Source organism: Dyadobacter sp. OTU695 (assembly GCF_038440355.1).
Classification (GTDB): domain Bacteria; phylum Bacteroidota; class Bacteroidia; order Cytophagales; family Spirosomataceae; genus Dyadobacter.
The window spans coordinates 201,421-220,402 of the sequence record NZ_JASATN010000009.1 but is presented as its reverse complement, the minus strand read 5'-3'; the positions used below and the strand labels follow the sequence as shown (position 1 = coordinate 220,402).

Below are 18,982 nucleotides of genomic sequence, written 5' to 3'. Positions count from 1 at the left end.
TGCCACAGGTTCCGGTACAACTTACACAGCCATTACCTCTTGCATTATATGAATGAGTGAAGTGGCCACAATACCATCGCCCATTGGAAATGTATCATTCCCTGAATAGATCACAAATTTTTTGTCCGGCTGAATGTCCTCACAGGCTATGTGAAATCCTTTGGATAAGTGTGGCGCCGAGTTTCTTTTGATTTCTATCGCCCATTTTTCACCGTTGGCAAATTCGAGGACCAGGTCTACTTCTGCCCCACCCACGCTCCGGTAGAAATAAGGCTGCATACGCGCGGGCGCCACGCTCATGATATTTTCGATCACAAAACCTTCCCAGCTTCCCCCTACCACAGGATGCGCTAGCAAGTTATTGTAGGTTTCTATCCCCATTAAAGCATGTGTGATGCCGCTGTCTCTGACGTAAATCTTCGGGCTGCGCACCAATCTTTTGCCCGCATTCGAAGCCCATGGCTGCAAGCGCCTCACCAGGAGCAAGTCGACCATCAAATCCAGATACCGGCTGATGGTCACACCGGAGACGTCCAGATTCCTCGCCAAATGTGATGCATTCAGCACGCTCCCCTGGTTATGTGCGAGCATCGTCCAGAATCGCTCCAAAGTTGCTGCCGGAATACGTGGACCAAGCTGCGGAATGTCACGTTCGAGATAAGTCCGGATAAAATCCTGCCGCCATTCCAGGCTGTCGCGATCGGAAGCTGCCAACAAACTTTCCGGAAATCCTCCGCGAAGCCACAATATATTGACTTGCTGAAAGTCATCTAATGCATATTCCAGGACATCGACGGGGAAAAGTTCCAGATAGGCAATACGGCCTGCAAGCGACTCACTCGATTGTTGAAGTAGATCAATAGAAGCCGATCCAAGGAAAAGGAACAGTCCTGACCTGTTTCCCCTTCGTCTCTCCTGATCGATAATCCCCCGTAATTCCGTAAAAAGCTCCGGTATCCGTTGAACCTCGTCGAGAACAATCAGCCGGTCTTTATTGGCTTCATAAAATGCGCGAACATCTCTAACCTTTTCCAGATCCAGGCGGCTTTCTAGGTCCAGATATAATGCCGGGGTAGAATCCACGACGTCCAGGGCGATTGTAGTTTTCCCTATCTGACGGGGGCCCATCAGAGCTATTGAAGCGCTTTTTGTCAAAGCCTCCTTAATTCTAGTTTCAAGTCGGCGCTTAATCATCTATGCAAATCTAACATGAAATATTAAATTTGCATAGTAAAAAGTAAAATAGTTATATACAAACTAAATTATTTATAACTATTTAAAATCTCCCGCAAGCTCCCCAAGCTATCAGCCTCCTCCGCCTTCTTATCCTTCCGCCATCTCAAAATGCGGGGAAACCGCACGGCAATTCCCGATTTATGCCGCGTCGATTCATTGATTCCCTCAAACCCGATTTCAAAAACCAGCTCAGGCTTAACGGTACGAACGGGTCCGAATTTTTCCAGGATATTGCGTTTGATAAAATAATCCACCTGCCCGATTTCCGCATCGGTGAGGCCCGAGTAAGCTTTCGCGAATGGAACCAGCTTGCCGTCGTCGCCCCAGACGGCAAAGGTGTAGTCGGTGAAAAGCTCGGCGCGGCGGCCGGAGCCTTTTTGGGCATATATAAGTACCGCGTCAACGCTCAGTGGATCTATTTTCCATTTCCACCAGTCGCCTTTTTTACGACCGACCTGGTAAATGCTAGCTTTCCGCTTAATCATAAACCCTTCCGCGATATTCTCGCGCGATTGCGGGTGAAGGTCGCGCAGGGCCTGCCAATCTTTAAAGTCGATCAACGGCGACAGGTTAAAATAGCTTTGCACGGGCACGTTGGCATGTACCGCTTCCAGCTGGGCACGACGCTGCTCCTGCGTGAGCCCCCGAATATCAACGCCGTTTGCTTCGAGCATATCATAGGCCAAAAAAGCTACCGGTGCTTCTTCCAACACCTTTTTGGACAGATTTTTCCGTCCAATGCGGGTTTGCAGTACATTAAAAGGCATCGGACGACCATTGGTAAAGGTTACAATTTCTCCATCAAGCACAGTACCATCAGGCAGAACGTCGCTCAGGAAATGCAGCTCGGGGAATTTTTCAGTAGACAATTCCTCGCCTCTTGTCCATATAAACAGCTCTTTATTCCTGTAAATGATCTGCGAACGAATGCCGTCCCATTTCCATTCCGCAAACCAGTCACTTGCCTCGCCCAGGTCGGCGACATCACCTTCGATCGGATATGCGAGAAAAAACGGGTACGGACGCGAAGCATTGTCGTTCTCGCCCTTGTCGAGTATGAGTTGTTCAAAAGTGGTTCCCAGCGGGTCCCATTGCCCCATTACCCGATGGGCGATCACATTGGAATCTGTTTCGGTGGCCTCCGCCAGTGCGCGGACTACCAAAGTCTGCGAAACCCCAATGCGGAAACTCCCCATGAGTAGTTTGTTGAACACAAATGTCTCGTGCTGCGAAAGCTGCATCCATGCCTGAATAATATGATCGCGCTTCTCCTCGTCTGTCATGCCGGGCAGCATAGCCAGGTAGCGAAACCACTCGGAAAGCGATTTATCGGAGCCGCCGCTACTCGTACGAGGCAAAAGCAGCGAAATGGTCTCTCCCAAATCCCCTACACTATGGTAACTCTCCTGAAAAAGCCACATCGGAATGCCTGCTTCCTCGGCCGCCCATTCCTTCACCTGCGTACGGTTGACCTTAAACGACGGCCTGCGACCTGTGAACAATGTCAATGCCCATAGCTTATCGTCATCCGAAGCGGTCAGAAAGTAGTTTTTCAGCAAATCGACCTTGGCATTGGTTTTATTCGTACGGTCGAGATTCATGAAGAGGTCTGCAAACTGTTTCATAGCGCTAAACCGTCTTTATCCGCATTCACTTCTCCATCAAGCTCCTGCTTATGCCCCTGATAAGCATCCTGCCCTGCTGCGGCATCCTGCACGGTTTCTTCCTCTTCATTTTCATCCTCGTTGCCATACATCGTATTAACTTCCGCCGCTTCAATGCCATTTTCATTGAGCCAGCGCGCATAAATGCTGGTATAACCATGCGTGACGTACACTTTTTCGGCACCGGATTCCTTCACGGCCCGGTTCAGATCGGGCCAGTCGACGTGATCGCTCAATACGAAACCCTGGTCGACCGCCCGGCGATTCTTGGCGCCCCTTAATGCCATCCAGCCCGAACAATAACCGACCGAATAGGGAGCAAACTTCCTGATCCAGGTAGTTCCATCTGCCGAAGGTGGTGCCAGAACCAGCGCGCCCCTGAACAATTTTCGATCTGTCTCCCTGGTAACCAATGTAAGCGCCGGCAGCTCGAAACCAGCGTCACGCAAGCGTTCGTTCACCGTGTAAATGGCCCCATGGGCATAAATGACAGTGTCCTGCAACTCGATATTTTTCAAAATCCGCTGCATTTTACCCAACGAATAGCCCATCAGCACGCTAGCCTTGTCCTCGGCGCGGTTCTGTGCCCACCAGTTGTCGATCTCCGACATAACCTGTTGCTGCGGCTGCCATTTATAAATAGGTAACCCGAATGTGGATTCGGTGATGAACACATTGCATTTCACTGGTTCAAAAGGTGTTGCAAAATGATCGTCTTCCAGCTTGTAATCTCCGCTCGCCACCCAAACTTCGCCCTGATACTCCACCCTAACCTGCGCGGAACCTATAATATGGCCCGCCGGGTGCAATGAGAACTTCACACCGTTGATCATGAATTTCTCGCCATAGCGAACTGTCTGCAGGTTAATGTCCTGCCCCAGCCTCAGCCGCAAAATCGGCTCGCTATCCTTGTGGGCGAGGTAATGCCGGCTTCCCCATCTTGCGTGGTCGCTGTGCGCGTGCGTGATGATCGCCCGGCCAACCGGCATCCATGGATCTATGTGGACGTCGGCAACGGCACAGTAAATGCTTTTTCCCGTAAACTGTAAGAGTGGCTGTTTTGGCATACCCGGGAATTTATCAAAAGTATGCCAAACGAGCTATTTCCCTCACCATAAACGCAGTTGAACACCCAAAGAAAGGGTCATCGCGCGGGGATACGCGCCATAGTCGTAACCACGTTGCTGAATGGATTGGCCGTAATGGCTCACTTCCGGGTCCCAGCCTTTGTATTTCGTTAAGGATATCAGGTTTTGTCCGCTCAGAAATACGCGTACGCTTTTCTCTTTTAAAATAGGTAAAGTATAGCCAATTGCGAGGTTTTGCAATCTCACGAATCCGCCCTTTTGCAAGTACCAGAATCGGTTTCCAGACGTAGCATCTATGCCCTGGCGTGGGAAATTATTGTCCGGGCGATCGGGAGCCCAGGCATCTTCCATGGTATAATAAGTGGTGTTTGTCAGAAAACCGGCGTGTAATGACTGATCTGCCGAATTATATATCTTTTGTCCGTGTTCACCGCGGATCAGAAGGGATACGTCGAACCGCCGCCAGTCGAGTGTCGATGAAAGGCCCCAGAATACATTGGGGAATGCACTTCCGCTCTGTTTTGGTCCTTCGGCACCCACCGGTTCCCTGGTCATACCCAATAATTCCTGAACGCGGCTCTCCGGATATCCCGCGTCGAGAATCTCCTGCGGGGTTTTCCAAACGCCAACGACCCCAGGTACAAACCAGCCACCCACCGGCTGGTTAGTTTTATCCCCATCTTTCGCGAAACCAAAAAAATCCAGCGGCTTCCTGATCCGGTTCGCCATTGCCGTGAAATTGCCGGAAACCTTCCAAACCAGGTCCTTTTTCCGAAGCACTTCCCCGGAAGCCGATATTTCGATCCCATGGCTATACAGACCTTTCACACTGGAATTGAATCCTATGCTCTCACCTCCCGGCAGATATATTCTGTCCTCATACACCTGATTATTCGTAACCTGATTAAAAATATCCAGCTCTACGCGAAGTTTTCCATTGAGCATGCTAAGTTCGCTCCCTATGCTCATCATATTCCGGCTCAGTCTCAAACTTTTGGATCCGGAAGTACCGAGCCACAAGCCGTATGTCGGCGCGACGTGGCCATAGTCGGCTATCAACCGGAGCGAGTTGATACCTATTTTTGCCAGCCGACCGCTTTTGTCCGGTACAAGCCAGCCAATGCTCCCGCCAATCGAACCGAAGCTATTTATCCAGCTATCCTTTCGCGCATTTATATGGAAATCCCATCCACCGGTCGAAAACGAGGTTTGAGCAAAGAGCGATTTAGCGTCGGACTTTCTTCTGAAATAGGAGTAAGAAAAAGGAATTGTCGGTCCCGGGCCCGGTATAATGATGTGGTCCCTGGCCTGTTCAAGCCAATAGTTTACCAAATCCTGATCCCTCCCGTGCGCCTCTGCGACGGTTTTGTCGAATTTCTGTTTCGCATAGCCTCCCGAAATCTTCCATACATTGTTTCTCCAGGCATAGCGATAGCTGAGCGTAGCATCCAGCGTATTTTGATGATGATCTATAAATGCATGCGTTCCGTAGGGGGAGTGCGGAAAGGCCATGTTATAATCCTGCTTATAGCCGGAAATCCCGTATTGCGCCTTTAAGGTCAGTCCCTGTATAATCGCGATTTCAAGATATTGTGAGGTAAAAAGCTGTCCTATGTCTGTCTGTTCGGCTGTTCTTTCTATTTCAACCAATGGGTTTTCCCGGGGCCAGAGCCCTATCTTGATCGGAGCCGGTGATCCGTCTGCATTGTTTGGTGGCCCGAAAGGTAATGCTCCGTAGGCTGGCCGGATGTCTCGCATATCCATCCTTGCTTTGGCATAATAGGTGCTTGTCCCGAAGCGGAGCCGTTTTTTAAAGAAGTTAAAATCAAGATTAACCCGTACACTTTTGCGGTCATACCCACTATTTTTCACCACACCTTTCTGGTCAGAAAGATTTCCCTGCACCGAAAACCTTACAAAATCCAGCCCGCCGCTCACGCCTAACTGTTGCCGGATTGCGGTGCCTGTCTGAGTAACTTCGTCGATCCAGTTGATGCTTTTGTAGGAAAAAGAAGGGTCTTCCAGGTATTTCGTCAGCTGCGCCTGCCGGGGATACAGCGATTCGAGCCTTTTTTGAAATACTTTAAAATCCGCCGTACTCAGTATGTCCGGCGCATGCCTTTTCCGCTGAATGGAAGCCGTCGATTCGAAATCCACGTGAAGCCCGTTCGTTCGGCCTCTTTTAGTACGGATCAACACGACACCATATGCTGCCCGGCTTCCGTACATAGCAATCGCAGAGCCGTTCTTCACTATTTCAATCGATTCGATGTCCGAGGGATTAATAATCGAAAGCACGTTCGGAGCGCTGGAAGGATAGCTTGGACCTAGCTGGTTCAGCGCAAAATCCGCATTAAAACTTTCCTGCTGAATACCATCGATGATATACAACGGCTCGTTGGAAGTTGCCAATGCCGCCGCGCCCCTGATCTGCACCGAAAAAACCCCACCAGGTGCACCGTTAGTTTCGATTACGCGCACGCCCGCCATTTGCCCGGCTAGCAGTTGTTCGGGTGTAGCGGCAATCAGCTTCTGTTCATTTTGAACAATCCTTCGGCTCGTCCATGCGGAATTACCGGAAAGAATCGGCAAGCTGGCTTTCTGTACGGAATCCGCTTTCAAAGAATCAGGTGCAGACTGGGCTTGCAGCAAATTTTGGAATAAAACAAGAAGATTAAAGAGAATACTGCAAACAGTAAACGAAGGGTAAAAATGCTTCATTAACGATAGAGGTAATGTAACTTATATATCATTTCAGTTCATCAAAAATACAATTTCTCCCCCCGCCGCAAAAGCTTCTGAAATTTATTCGCAACTTGAATGTTACTTTACGCGAAAGTGTTCGTATAAAGGTTAGATAAACCAACACGATGGCAAGACCTGAACAACACGATCTTTCCCTCACCCCCCGCACAGGAAGCCGAACGCTACCTGGAAAACGCACGCAAAATCCTGTCCGAAAAAGCAGGCAAAAAGGATGGTTTGTATGCCGATGTCAAATATGTTAAAATGGCCGCCGGTACAGCTTACTCGGCTGCATTGCTTATTCTGGATGAATATCTCCGGCAAAAAGAGGGCATTCATTTCGTGAAACCGAAGAGCATCGAGGACTATATGACGCGGCTAAGAAAGTACGATAAGAAATTGCTTAGAATTCTTGCCAGTGTGTATGATGAATTGCATCTGGCAGGCTATTATCACGGAACACGATCAGTGGATACAATGCAGAAAGGAATGAATGGAGTGAAACAAATGCTGAGTTATATTTGAGCTAATTTTGAATGAGCGGGTCAACAATTTGCCATTCGCTCATTCACTCATTCACCCATTATACTCCATGTCCAAAATCTCCATCCTGTTCATACTGCTGGCCCTCCTCTTCCAGGGCTGCACGTCATCCGGCAATGAACAGCACGATCAGACGACACCAGCCGATACAGTCACGCAGTTTGTCAAAACCGAAATTCACCATGCCCGGGGATTTGAGATAAAGTATTTCAAAGACTTTAAACTGGTCAATATTATTAATCCTTTCGGCGGACAGGGCGATACTTTGCAATATATTTTACAAAAAAAAGGAGCAACTCCTACAAACGGATATCCCCGCGCCCAACGCATTGAAATACCGGTCAAAAGCCTCGTGGCAATGTCGTCGATGCACATCGGTTTGCTGGGTTTTCTGGATGCGGAGCATGTACTGACTGGTCTCGGCAACCTGCAATATGTCTATTCCCCAAAGGTTATCGGGCTCATCAATGCAGGGAAAATAATGGAAGTGGGCCGCGACCAGGGCCTGAATGACGAGAAGGTGGTCGAAATGCGGCCCGACCTGGCGATGACCGTCGGCAATCCCGGCGGCAAGATGGACCATTACCGTACACTGAAAGAAGCCGGGATACCTGTGCTGATCAACTCGGAATGGGTGGAGCAAACACCCCTGGCCCGCGCCGAATGGGTGAAACTCATGGCCGCATTACTGGATAAGGAGGAGCTTGTGAACGAAAAATTTGCACAGGTGGCATCCGAATATGAGCGGCTCGCAGCCCTGGCCGGGAAAGCAACCCAGAAACCGACGGTATTATCCGGCCTGAACACCAAGGATGCATGGTTCATGCCCGCGGGCGGTAGCTTCATGGCACGTTTCTTCAGGGACGCCGGGGCCGACTATCAATGGTACGATACGCCTGAAACAGGCAGCCTTCCCCTCAGTTTTGAGGCCGTATACCCATTTGCCCTGAAAGCGGATTACTGGCTCAATGTCGGCTTCGACAGCCGCGACACGCGAAAAAGCATCATCGCACAGGACGCCCGCTATGCCGATTTCAAAGCCACCCAAACGGGCAGGCTATACAGTTACAACCGTCTCGTGAGCGACCGGGGCTCTAACGATTTCTTCGAATCAGGCTGTGTAAACCCGCATACGGTACTGGCCGATATGATCCGGATTTTCCATCCCGATCTGCTTCCCGGACATCAGTTGGTTTACTACAAACAGCTTCCCGAATGATACAGCATACTCAAAACAGAAGCTGGACATTATTTTTTCTGGGGATGCTTGCCATCGCCCTGTTTTGCCTGGACATTATGCTAGGCTCGGTGGCCATACCATTCAAAGAAATATTCCGGATCGTCACAACGGGCGAATCTGAAAACCGCGCTTGGCTTTTTATCATTGAAAAAATACGTTTGCCCAAATCCATTACCGCTATCCTTGCCGGCTGTGGTCTCTCCGTGAGCGGATTACAAATGCAGACACTCTTCCGTAACCCGCTGGCCGGGCCATCGGAGCTCGGCATCACCGCGGGCGCGGGCCTGGGTGTAGCGGCCGTCATGCTCGCAGGTGGAAGCAGCGCAAGCATGTATGCGATCAGCCAGTTGGGGATTTCAGGAAGCTGGCTCATCATCGGAATGGCCTCGCTGGGCTCGGCCGGGGTTCTGGCGCTTATTCTCCTCATCGCAGGGCGCATCCGCGACAATGTAATCTTGCTCATCGTGGGCGTTATGATCGGCACTATCACACTCTCGATCATCAGTATATGGCAATATTTCAGCCAGCCCGAGCAGTTGCAGGAGTATATTATGTGGACGTTCGGGTCGCTGGGCGGTGTTACCGGTTACCATTTGTATGTACTGTCCGGGGTGGTCGTTGCAGGTTTGTTGCTGGCATTCGCCTCGTCCAAATCGCTCAATGCGCTGTTACTCGGTGAGAATTACGCGAGGAGCATGGGACTTACCGTCGGGCGGACACGCCTGTTGATCATGCTCAGTACAAGCCTGCTTACCGGGAGCGTCACGGCTTTTTGCGGGCCGATCGGCTTCGTAGGCATCGCTATCCCGCATATCACCCGCTCGCTGCTGGGCACATCCAACCACCGGGTACTCATCCCGGCGACCTGTCTCACCGGCACTGTATTGCTGCTGCTCTGTGACATCATCGCACAACTGCCCGGTACACAAACCGTAATCCCGATCAACGTCGTAACATCCTTACTGGGCGCTCCCGTGGTAATCTGGATTATTATCCGACGTAATAACCTGCGTTCTTCGTTTTCATGAACAATCAGACAGCCATAGTAGAAACCCGTTCACTGGCCATCGGCTACCGGTCGTCCGGCATGGGAAGGACCGTTGCGGTGGGGCTAAACATACAGCTTCGTGCAGGCAATATGGTGTGCCTGCTGGGCTCAAACGGCGCAGGTAAATCGACTTTAATGCGCACGTTGAGCGGCCTGCAACCGCCATTGGCAGGTGAAATCAGGATAGGCGACCAACTGCTGGGTACCTTAAAGCCCGCCGAACTCGCCCAAAAACTCAGCCTCGTGCTGACCGATCGGATCGAAGCCGGCAACCTCACTGCGCGGGAAGTGGTTGCATTGGGACGCACGCCGTATACCGGTTGGCTGGGGTCACTGACAAGGGACGATAATTTCAAAATAGCCCAAAGCATTGAACAAACTGGCATTACCCCGCTGCTCGGTCGGCATATGCACCAATTAAGCGACGGCGAAAGGCAAAAAGTAATGCTCGCCCGCGCGCTTGCGCAGGACACGCCGGTGATCCTGCTCGACGAACCTACGGCCCATCTCGACCTGCCGAACCGTGTCGAAATGATGCGTCTCCTGCACACGCTCGCGCGCACCGCGCACAAGGCGATCCTGCTTAGCACGCACGAGCTGGATCTTGCATTACAAACCGCCGACGAGCTTTGGCTAATGCACCCGGACGGATCCCTTCTGGCAGGATTACCCGAAGATCTGGTGCTGAACGGCGCATTCGAAGCTACATTTGCCCGCAGCGGCTTTTCTTTCGACCGCGCTACCGGCACATTTATCATTCATCAACCCATCGACAATGCTCAGATTTACCTCGAAGGACCGGAAGGACCGCTTTTTTGGGCGAAACGGGCGCTGCAACGGAATGGGCTTGGTATCAGCAGGTACCGCGATGCCGCTTGCCTCGTCAGGGTAGTCGATGCCGAAAATGGTTTTCAAGCCGAAATAATCTTTCAAAACCAGACCTTCAAAGTTTCTTCGGTTCAGGCACTTATTACGCAAATACACCTCCTTTTCCCGGCGCAATCGAGGTCCGGCGCGGCGAGCTAATGCGGTTCTTTGCGACGAAATAGTTAGTTTGCGGCTCGTATTTGCCGAACAGGACTTTTCTTACCTATGATCCTTTTGATCCCCACGGCGATGGTGCTGGCCACAGCCAATTGCTATGTGGCGTTTTACAGAGCCACAGATCTGCCTTTTCGCCGTTCGCTGATATCCGCCGCTATTCTTATCTTCTTTTTCATTGCCGGCATTACAGAGCTTTTAGGGTTATTCAACCTGATCAACCGCCTGGCGGTTATGGGCGCCTGGGTCATATTCAATGCAGCCCTTGCAGCGACGTGGTTCAAACTGAAAAGCATTCACGGCATCACGTTCGGGTCGGTAGCACGACGATGGCTGGATGGCACCCGTAACTTTTACCGGGAATTGGGCCTGTGGACGACCGCTATGCTGGTGATACTCTCCTCAATTACAGGAATTGTCGCTCTTGTAGCCATTCCAAACAACCAGGATTCACTCAGTTATCATCTCAGCCGGCTTGGCTATTGGATACAGCAGGGAAACGTCGCGCATTACGCCTCGCACATCGAGCGTTCGATCTCATTCAGCCCGTTTTCAGAGTATGTTCATTTGCATACATTTCTGCTTTCAGGCTCGGAACGCTATTTTCAGCTTTTACAATGGGGTTGCCTGCTGGGAATACTGGCATTGATTTCGATGATCATCCGGCTTTTTTTTAAATCTCCGGCCGCGGAGGAGACCGTCGGGCGGCAAACCGCCGAGCAACGAACCGTCGCCCGGCGACAGATTGCACTTCGGATCGGCTTGTGTTTCGCTGCTACGCTCCCGATTGTCGTCCTGGAATCGATGACGACCCAGAACGACCTGGTAGTAGCCTTTTTCATCCTTGCCACAGCATTTTTGGCTTTTGATTATATTCAAAATAACCTGCTGGCAAGCCTGTACCTCATCCCGCTCTGCTGCGCGGCCGGAATGATGACCAAGGGAACATTCCTGTTTTATGTGCTCCCCTTCGGCTGTTATTTGCTGGTCGCCATGCTCCGCAAACCAGCGCTCCGAAAGCATATCGCCGGTTTCGTAGCTGCCGCGCTGATCCTTACCCTCGCGCTCAATGTGCCCTACTGGTACCGGACCAACAAAGTTTTCGGGTCGCCGATCGGCACGATCAGTTCCGGCAATAAAAACACTTTTACCGGGCCGGCAGATTACATTTCATCGGTCAGTAAGCATATTTTCCTGCACCTGGGCTTCGTTTCTCCCGGTAACCGGTACAACGATTTCCTCTATAATCAGCTTAAAAATGCTCACGACGCAATGGGTATCCCCCTCGATGTACCGCGTTTGGGAATGCCATTCAAAATGAACAAGCTGAATTTTAATGAAGATTTCGCCCATAACTTCTTCGGTATCTGGCTGATCCTGCTCAGCATTCCGGCGCTGTTTTTGGCACGCTTGTCCAAAACCGTCAGATGGTATAGCCGGCTCACTTTTCTCAGTTTCCTCGTCTTTTGCTTTTTTATCAGTTATCAGACCTACGGCTCGCGGCTGCACATTCCGTTCTTTCTGCTCGCCTCGCCCGTCATAGGCATTATTTACGGCGCCGTTTTACCCACATGGCTTGCCCGACTGCTCCCTTCTTTGCTTTGGGCGACAGCGCTGCCATTCGCATTGCTCAGTTCGGCGCACCCACTGCTTTCCACCAAATGGTTTTTTGAAGAAGTATTTCCCCCTATCAACTCCGCATTGCATCTGAATATCCGCACGGACGCCCCTAACCTGAACCTCAAACAGGAAAGTGTATTGCATGCCAGCCCGGGGCGGCTTTTTTGGGGTGATCACTGGCCCGGAACGGAAGCACTTTTACTGCAGGTGAATGCACTCAATCCGAAAAAAATCGGTTTTGTTTTCACGGAAGCCAGTTTTGATTATGCCTACCAGTTTTTACTGCGGAAACCCGGACGGGAATTTGCGCATGTGCTTGTTGGCAATGCGTCGGGAATGCTGGAAGATCCCGCATTTCAGCCGGATGCGATCATCGCCGAAAAGAGTGAGGGACCGGGATTTGACTATCATAGAAAAACCTACCGACTTGTTCTGGAAAGTGACGGCAAATGGCTGTATGTTCCTTTAAAATGACCTTGTTCAACGATTATGACGTTTTTTAAAAACAAGAAAAACCTGCTGCTGCTCGCACTGGCTGCTATGATAGGCTATATCGTCTACGATTCCACGTCGCAGCCGACCGTCGCCGATCTGCAAGGCGGTTTCAGCGAGGTGGCGATGTACCGGAATGAAAATAATACGGGGCCGATCGTGCGGATATATGCGGTAAGTGTACAGGATACGCATTCTAAGGACTTGCTCAAATACGGCGACCTGATGCCTTATACCAAATACGGCACTACGACGGTTTATTTTTTTGATGCCGCAAAACCGTTCCCGAACAGCCTCTCAGCAAGTGAGCCGCATTTTGCCCCGAAATTCTCGCCTAACTGTCTTGCGGTGTACCGAAAGGACGCAAATGGACAGGTTTCGCTGGACGAGAAGCCATTTTAAAACCAACATTCCATTATTTATCCGAATCGTTTTTAAACAAATACCTGAAAAAATGACTGCATTAGAAACCGTACAGCTATACTATGAAGCTTTCAATGCGAAAAACTGGAAAGGCATGCTCGCGCTGCTCCATCCCCAAGTAAGGCACGAGGCCAACCAGGGTGACGTCCGCATTGGATTGGAGAAATTCACGGCATTTCTTCAAAAAATGGATGAAGCCTACGAAGAAACGCTTACCGACATGGTGTTTTTCTCCGAGCCACTTGGTAAACGCGTTGCTGTGGAGTTCGTCGTGAACGGCATTTATAAACGGGCGGAAGAGGGCCTCCCCGAAGCGCGTGGGCAGTCTTATGTACTACCTGCCGGGGCATTCCTGGAACTCACCGACGGCAAGATCAGCCGGGTAACCACTTACTATAACCTGCCCCTCTGGATCGAACTCGTTTCCAAACCATGACCGCCCAATTAACCTTCATTCAAAAAACAGGGGCCGGGATTGCGGAAGTTTTTGACGACCTGGCCCGGCTCCGCATTGCCGTTTTCAGGGATTATCCTTATTTGTATGAAGGCAGTGTCGAATACGAGAAGCAATATTTGCAAACCTACCTGCGATCGGGGCACTCTTTCCTTTTCGCCATTTATGACGGTGATACAATGGTGGGGGCTACGACCTGCATTCCGCTTGAAGATGAAACGGCCGAAATCCGCAAGCCATTTCAAGTCGCGGGCTTCGATGAAAAGGCTATTTGTTATTTTGGCGAGAGCATTCTTTTGCCCGCGTACCGGGGATCAGGCCTTGGTCATCGCTTTTTCGACGAACGAGAGGCGTATGCGCGAAGCCTGGGTACATTCAAAACCTGCTGTTTCTGCTCCGTGGACAGAGGCGACAGCCATCCGCTCAAACCCACCGACTACCGTCCAAACGATGCATTCTGGCTGAAACGCGGCTATCAGAAAGAACCGGCATTGCAAAGTATCATGGAATGGCCGGATTTAGGAGAACTTGTTTCTAGCCCTAAAACCATGATTTTCTGGACTAAACCGCTCAAAAACTAAACCAATAATGCAGCAGGTAACGATTGCTTCGGCACAATATCCTATTACCGAACATCCGGATTTTGCCTCGTGGCAGAAGCATACGGAAAAATGGGTAGCCGACGCTGCCATCGGTGGCGCGGAGCTCCTCCTTTTCCCGGAATACGGCGCCATGGAGCTTGTTAGCATCTTCGGCGGTGACGTCCGTAACGATATCCGTCGCCAGATACACGCCTTGAACGAGCTGAAAGCCGATTTCTGCGCTACTTTCGCAGCATTTGCACGCAAATACGGGGTTATCATTGTTGCCCCGAGCATTCCCGTCGTGGAAGAGGGAAAAAAGTTGAACCGGGCTTTTGTGTTTGGCAAGGATGGCCTGGCGGGATATCAGGACAAGTTTTTCATGACGCGATTTGAAAACGAGCATTGGGGCATCGAAAGCGCGCCAAAACAGCTGACGGTCTTTGAAGCCCCCTGGGGCAAATTCGGCATTCAGATCTGTTACGACGTAGAGTTTCCATTTGGGGCGCAAAAACTCTGCGAAGCCGGCGCCAAACTGATCTTAGCCCCAAGCTGCACAGAAACCCTTCGCGGCGCCACGCGCGTACATGTGGGTGCACGGGCACGCGCGCTCGAAAACCAGGCTTATACGGTGGTGTCCCAAACCATCGGCGAAGCGGCATGGTCGCCCGCGGTGGATGTCAACTACGGCTATGCGGCATTTTACACTACGCCCGACAAGGATACGCCCGAGGAAGGCATTATCGCCTCCAAAGCTGCGCAGGTAGAAGGCTGGTTGATCCGGCAAATCGATTTCTCACTCGTCGACGAAGTCCGTCGCGACGGGCATGTTTTTAATTTCAGGGATCAGTCGCGGATGACAATGGAATTGGCGAACGAACAGGTTTCTACCGTTTTCAAACACCTTTAAACATCAAATAGCGGCATCCAAACTGAACGCCGCTATCCCTTTTCCACTTCAATTTACTTCGCCGTCATACCCGATGGCTGCACCATCAATTTATCAAGCCTTGACTGTATTGTGTTCAGTTGGTCTTGAATGGCCCTATTATCAGCTTTAAAAGCCGCATTTTCAGCTTCCAGCTTCACATTTTGACTCGCCAATTGCTTTACCGACTCGACCAGGTGTGGGATAAATCCTGTGTAGTTAACCGATTTGAAACCTTTATCATCTGTCTTGACCAGTTCGGGAAACACCGCTTCTACGTCCTGGGCTATTAAACCGGTTTGGAGCGATTGATCTCGTTCCTTTTCTTTCCAATGATAATGGTAACCTTCGAGGCTGGCCAATTTTTGGAGGCTGCCCGAAAGCCGGGAAAAGTCGCATTTTAACCGGCGGTCGGAGGATTGCGTTAGTGTACCTCCCAAGGTTCCGTTACCCGCGTTGTCAACCCAGAATCGCCATGCGCCGTTAATAAAAAAACCGATTTGGGAATCTGTTTTCAATCCGGCAAAAGCATCCGCAACATTTTGCGAGTTGTTGAAATAGATTCCGGAAGCCGCCCCGTTGTGCCTGATGCGCATCCGCCCACCGACATCTAGCGGAAATTCTGGAAATCCATTACGCAGATTTACTCCTGTACTTCCATTCCGCAAAACTGTTATTGCATTCAATCTATCATTATCCCCCGTTCCGTTGCCGACCTGAAAAATAGCATCATCAGGCGCAGCAACGGCGCTACCGCCTGAGCCATGGGGCAAATTATACATACCGACAATGAAACTACCCCTGTAGTTGGACTGTGTGCCGATACCAAATGAGGCAGCAGTATAACCTGATGCAAATGCGTTGAAGCCTATCCCTGTCGAAAAATCGCCCGTAGCCGAAGAAGCTACTCCGGAAGCAAGGCTGGCTAATCCCTTCGCTATATTGTCGCTTCCGAATGCAACTGAAAATGTCCCGGTTTCAGAATCCTCCCACTTACCGTTTACTGAACTTCCTGCACGGAAGGCACCTTTCGCCGGATACCAGATCAATCGGTTCCCGTCGCCGATTTGAGGCAACAGGTACTTTTTAAGATCAGAATCATTCACAGCATCCGGATCATTCGGATCGAGGTCAGGCCCGAACCCGTCTTTTTGCACCACCGGGTACCCGTCGTTCCATTTCGTCGCTTCCGTCGCATGCATGGCATATGGGACACTTACCATTTGCGTTGTTCCCATATCCGTATACGTCGTTCCACCAAACGGGTCCATTTCCAATTGAAGAAAATACGGGAATGTTTTCCACGAAATATCCGCAAACTTTCCGCTTACAACAGCCCCTCCGCCAATCTGAATATTGAAAATGCCACTCGCGTTGGTTTGAGTGGCATGCGCTTCCTGATAAACCGAAGCGCCAGCCGCCGTTTCGGAATGGATCGTAATACGGATGCCCACAGTGGCATTACCTGCGATCTTCCCGTCGGCTTGCCGCGCGACTCCCTGGAAACTGAATTGTTGTGGAGTCTGCGCGAGGATAAGCAATCCATGCAAAACCAGTATAACGCCAATTGAGAATGCCTTCATCGTCTGTTGTTTTAGAGTCAGGAATTAAAGGGCCGAGTTTTCGTACCGGGACAAAAAAGAGCTAACAAACGGTTCGACCGGTAAAAAAGTGACCAGGCGGCACTATTGGATATACCAACGGTAAAAATAGAATTATATCAGGGAGAATGCTGGCCTATAAATTGTACTTTTTCAATAGGTCATTCATAGCGCGGGATTAAGATTATGTCTAATACTCGAAAGTTTTCAATAAGACATAGCAAAATTTATAGTTGGATAAAAAATAGTTTCATTAAAATGTAAACAATTAAAAATCAATTATATAAAAATATATTTACACAAAAAAACAATACTATTTCTATTATTCGTAGTCGGAAAACAGGTGGCGCTAGGTACTATTTTTACACGACGCATAGCTATTGGTAGTTTTGTAAAAATTACTTGACCAAATACTTTATAATTTAATTATTTCAAGATATTGGAAGTATATTGATTTTAAATTTTTAAGTCACTAAACGTCCTCTATCATGAAAACTTTTTACCTGTGGATATGGGTTGTCCTTGGGGCAATTTCCATCCATTCGAAGTCTCACGCTCAGTGTCAGCTGGTTGAACCCGCAATTGAACTTAACAGTGTTTCCCCGAGCGGCTCAGATTGTATCGTGAATGTCAACCTCTCCTTTACGATCGACAAAAACAATGGTAACAAGTATACTTATGTACATTTGTGGAAACCTACCGAGTACCCCGACATCGATTACAAAAAAGCGCCTAAACTCGCCGACCTTGGCAATGTGCTTGCCACGCTTGCTATCAGTACCGATGGATCGGCCACATTACTATCTACTTACAGTGCCGACGAGGATGTGATACCCCTCTTTACCGGGCTGAACCTCATCGAAGAAGATCTGGGTTCAAACGTGTATCGCATAACAATCGAGAACATCCAGTTTGCGGTACCGGGCGCATGCGAAGCGCTTCCAATCCTGAAAGGTGATGTCTGGTCCAGCCAGGCGCAGAGCGCCAATCCTCCTGTCCATTGTTACAATGAGGGCTTCAATCTGCAAATCAATGATCCTGTGATTACCGGCAAGATCAATTGCAATGAGCCCGACGGTCCGCGGACATATGACCTGAGCATTGTTTCCACCAGTCCGACGGCATTTGAGGTGTCATATACCTTGTATCTGGACGATGGAGTATTAACAAACGGAGAAACGACTTTCGGCGCGGGCGATACACCAATTTATACAAGCGGCCCGACCAACCTTTCGGCTTCTCAGCCTATCCAAAGTAAGGAAGAACCATATACCTATGGCTTACTGGAAGATAAACGTACGATCTGGGTGGTTTTGAACGGCCCGAGCCTGCCAAATGCGATCGTGGCCGAGTTGAAAAACGGCTGTACTATTACACTACCCGTTACACTAGCCCGATTCAACGGGTCACTGCTCGATAATGCCGTCAGCCTTTCGTGGACTACCACCGAAGAAGCTGGCAGCAGCCATTTCGACATCGAAAGAAGTACGGACGCAAGGGAATTCATCCAACTCGGCCGTGTTCAGGCAAAGGGGAATTCGGCGGCTACCCAACAATACCTGTTCGTCGATGCCAAACCCCTGGCTGGCAACAACTATTATCGCCTGCGAATGGTGGATCTGGATGGGAAATTCGAGTATTCACGAACGATTGCTGTTGACAATGGCGCCAATAGCGTCGCATTTGAGCTTATGGGCAACCCGGCATCGACAAGGGAAATCAAATTCCTGCTTAAAAACGAAAATGCGTCCAATGTTAATCTCTACGATCTATCAGGAAGGGCAATACGCTTTTCGCTTAGCCATACAGGTAATGAATTTGTTCTAAAGCCTAAAAATGGCATTTCATCGGGTCTTTACATTCTTTCCCTGCAGCGTAGCAACGCCAGCACACTGACCAGGAAGGTACTTGTACCGTAATTTTCACATTTTCATACAGAAGACCCGCCGACGCTTTTTTCGGCGGGTCTTTTGGTTTAATGCCCCAACCAGCGCAGGAGGGCGGTGCTGATCCCTTTTGCCGGAGAACCTTGGCTGATGGAAGTGATTTGCCATTATTCATTTTGAGAAAATTAAAGATAACCGATTATCATATGGCACTCACCAACGATTCCAGATGATTACAAGCTATTGAAACGCTGCGACATAAGACCCACGTTACTTACCCTTTCAATGTTTAAAAACGACAGTAATGTAGCCTTACCACCATGTGACTTTTAAAAGAACAACTTTCAATATTTATCTTTACAATTTTTTATATAGCTCATTATCAATTACTT

At 49.8% G+C, this 18,982-nt stretch carries 15 protein-coding genes; 10 read left to right on the top strand and 5 right to left on the bottom strand.

All coding sequences use genetic code 11. From position 1 onward, the window contains the following. Positions 1–21 precede the first annotated feature (21 nt). From AAHB90_RS18200 to AAHB90_RS18185, 4 genes are all read right to left on the bottom strand, one after another. Positions 22–1,128: an ATP-binding protein gene (locus AAHB90_RS18200; protein ID WP_342086621.1), complete on the bottom strand. Its 1,107-nt coding sequence runs from the start codon at positions 1,126–1,128 to the stop codon at positions 22–24. A gap of 134 nt (positions 1,129–1,262) precedes the next feature. Next, the gene (locus AAHB90_RS18195; RefSeq protein WP_342086620.1) at positions 1,263–2,861 is read right to left on the bottom strand and encodes an ATP-dependent DNA ligase; all 1,599 of its coding nucleotides are present in this window, start codon (positions 2,859–2,861) and stop codon (positions 1,263–1,265) included. Beyond that, a complete protein-coding gene (locus tag AAHB90_RS18190; protein ID WP_342086619.1) occupies positions 2,858–3,967 on the bottom strand; it encodes a ligase-associated DNA damage response exonuclease in 1,110 nt (369 codons plus the stop codon). Before AAHB90_RS18190 ends, AAHB90_RS18195 begins: the two co-directional genes overlap by 4 nt. Positions 3,968–4,009: 42 nt before the next feature. Then, positions 4,010–6,640 (bottom strand): TonB-dependent receptor plug domain-containing protein, encoded by a 2,631-nt coding sequence (locus AAHB90_RS18185; protein ID WP_342086618.1) that lies wholly within the window; start codon positions 6,638–6,640, stop codon positions 4,010–4,012. Positions 6,641–6,868: 228 nt separating this feature from the next. On the opposite strand from AAHB90_RS18185, the gene AAHB90_RS18180 reads away from it, so the two are divergent. The 9 genes from AAHB90_RS18180 to AAHB90_RS18140 all read left to right on the top strand — a co-directional run bounded on the left by AAHB90_RS18180 (position 6,869) and on the right by AAHB90_RS18140 (position 15,085). Further along, on the top strand, positions 6,869–7,258 hold the full coding sequence (locus tag AAHB90_RS18180) for a DUF5618 family protein (RefSeq protein ID WP_342086691.1): 390 nt from the start codon (positions 6,869–6,871) through the stop codon (positions 7,256–7,258). A gap of 67 nt (positions 7,259–7,325) precedes the next feature. Next, positions 7,326–8,495 carry an ABC transporter substrate-binding protein gene (locus AAHB90_RS18175; protein ID WP_342086617.1) on the top strand — a complete coding sequence of 390 codons (1,170 nt, stop codon included), beginning with the start codon at positions 7,326–7,328 and terminating at the stop codon, positions 8,493–8,495. Next, positions 8,492–9,544, top strand: coding sequence for a FecCD family ABC transporter permease (locus tag AAHB90_RS18170; protein ID WP_342086616.1), 1,053 nt, complete (start codon positions 8,492–8,494; stop codon positions 9,542–9,544). The genes AAHB90_RS18175 and AAHB90_RS18170 overlap by 4 nt, the downstream gene beginning before the upstream one ends. Continuing rightward, on the top strand, positions 9,541–10,590 hold the full coding sequence (locus AAHB90_RS18165; RefSeq protein WP_342086615.1) for an ABC transporter ATP-binding protein: 1,050 nt from the start codon (positions 9,541–9,543) through the stop codon (positions 10,588–10,590). The genes AAHB90_RS18170 and AAHB90_RS18165 overlap by 4 nt, the downstream gene beginning before the upstream one ends. A 66-nt stretch (positions 10,591–10,656) precedes the next feature. Beyond that, the gene (locus AAHB90_RS18160) at positions 10,657–12,699 is read left to right on the top strand and encodes a glycosyltransferase family 39 protein (RefSeq protein ID WP_342086614.1); all 2,043 of its coding nucleotides are present in this window, start codon (positions 10,657–10,659) and stop codon (positions 12,697–12,699) included. Between the two features lie 15 nt (positions 12,700–12,714). Further along, a complete protein-coding gene (locus AAHB90_RS18155; RefSeq protein ID WP_342086613.1) occupies positions 12,715–13,119 on the top strand; it encodes a hypothetical protein in 405 nt (134 codons plus the stop codon). 52 nt (positions 13,120–13,171) lie between these two features. Then, positions 13,172–13,576 (top strand): nuclear transport factor 2 family protein, encoded by a 405-nt coding sequence (locus AAHB90_RS18150; protein ID WP_342086612.1) that lies wholly within the window; start codon positions 13,172–13,174, stop codon positions 13,574–13,576. Further along, complete coding sequence (locus tag AAHB90_RS18145) at positions 13,573–14,175, top strand: GNAT family N-acetyltransferase (protein WP_342086611.1); 603 nt, start codon at positions 13,573–13,575, stop codon at positions 14,173–14,175. The genes AAHB90_RS18150 and AAHB90_RS18145 overlap by 4 nt, the downstream gene beginning before the upstream one ends. 7 nt (positions 14,176–14,182) lie before the next feature. Continuing rightward, positions 14,183–15,085 (top strand): carbon-nitrogen hydrolase family protein, encoded by a 903-nt coding sequence (locus AAHB90_RS18140; protein ID WP_342086610.1) that lies wholly within the window; start codon positions 14,183–14,185, stop codon positions 15,083–15,085. Positions 15,086–15,138: 53 nt separating this feature from the next. Here AAHB90_RS18140 and AAHB90_RS18135 read toward each other — a convergent pair whose 3' ends face one another. Next, positions 15,139–16,686, bottom strand: coding sequence for a tail fiber domain-containing protein (locus tag AAHB90_RS18135; protein WP_342086609.1), 1,548 nt, complete (start codon positions 16,684–16,686; stop codon positions 15,139–15,141). 506 nt (positions 16,687–17,192) lie between these two features. On the opposite strand from AAHB90_RS18135, the gene AAHB90_RS18130 reads away from it, so the two are divergent. Beyond that, positions 17,193–18,623 (top strand): T9SS type A sorting domain-containing protein, encoded by a 1,431-nt coding sequence (locus AAHB90_RS18130; protein ID WP_342086608.1) that lies wholly within the window; start codon positions 17,193–17,195, stop codon positions 18,621–18,623. Positions 18,624–18,982 lie beyond the last annotated feature (359 nt).